At 61.2% G+C, this 969-nt stretch carries 1 protein-coding gene; it reads right to left on the bottom strand.

Translation table 11 applies throughout. The annotated features are described in order from the left end of the window. Window positions 1-315: 315 nt before the first annotated feature. Window positions 316-765, bottom strand: a complete 450-nt coding sequence (locus ACWAUG_RS13610) for a hypothetical protein (protein WP_460802837.1) — start codon at window positions 763-765, stop codon at window positions 316-318. Window positions 766-969 lie beyond the last annotated feature (204 nt).

Here is a 969-nt window from a genome sequence, read left to right as displayed (position 1 = left end):
TGCGCAGCTACCGCGCCGCCGTCAGCCTCGCCGCCACGCTGATCTGGATCAAATCAGACTTGATCAACACGGCCTAGATCAGGTTCGACGGGTGTGATCTCAGCCGCCCTGTGGCGGCACCCCATGAGGGCACGGGGGACGCAAACGAACACCGTTACTGCAGCCCGGCAGAAGGCGGGGCTACCACTTCCGTCAGCCTCGCGCGATGAGCGCCGCTGCATTCGTCGGTCACATACAGAATCGACATGTGCGGGTAGCGCTCGTTCGTGTCCATCAGCGCACGAACTGCCGACCGTGACCGAGCGGGACCTTTGGCTATAGAGGCGCTGGCTCGGCCGGAAGTTCGCGCTCGAGCCTTCTTGACCGGCGGTCCGAAAGGAGCAGTGCCGCTGACACCACGACACCAGCGACCACGGCAGCACACCACGAAACCCAAACTGTGTCCGCCACAACACCCCAGACAGAGAGGGCGAAGAGGCCGACAAAACCTATCGTCACCAGGGCGAGCGGCAGGACAGGCCCTCTAATCCCGGAGATCTCCTTCGTGTGCGGCGCGAGGAATGACATCGCTACGCCGCAGAACCCGGTGATGATGGCCGTCTGCACGGCCGATCCTGTCAACGGCGACCACACAATGACTCCGGCGAACAACCCGTACGCCGCAATCACCCAGCCCGGTGCTGCGCCGAGAGCCTCTTCCCTGACCGCCGGTTCGTTGTCCATCTCACCCCAACTACTAGGTCTCAAAAACTGGTTCGCAAGCACTACAGCATCCTGGGCTCCCATGGTGACAGTACCACGTCGGTGCAGAGGGCTATAGGTCAAGTCGTTCAACGATGCACCTTGGAAGATATTGCAGAGGGACCATGCAAGCCAGTAGTTTCTGTCCTGATGAAGCGCCCTGGGTCTGATGGAGACTCGCGCTATTTGATTCCCACCAGCTGATCGTGGTCGGCTTGGACAGCATAG

The organism is Microbacterium sp. GXF6406 (genome assembly GCF_054798215.1).
Note: the sequence above shows the minus strand (reverse complement) of the source record. Positions and strands in the feature narration are given on the sequence as shown.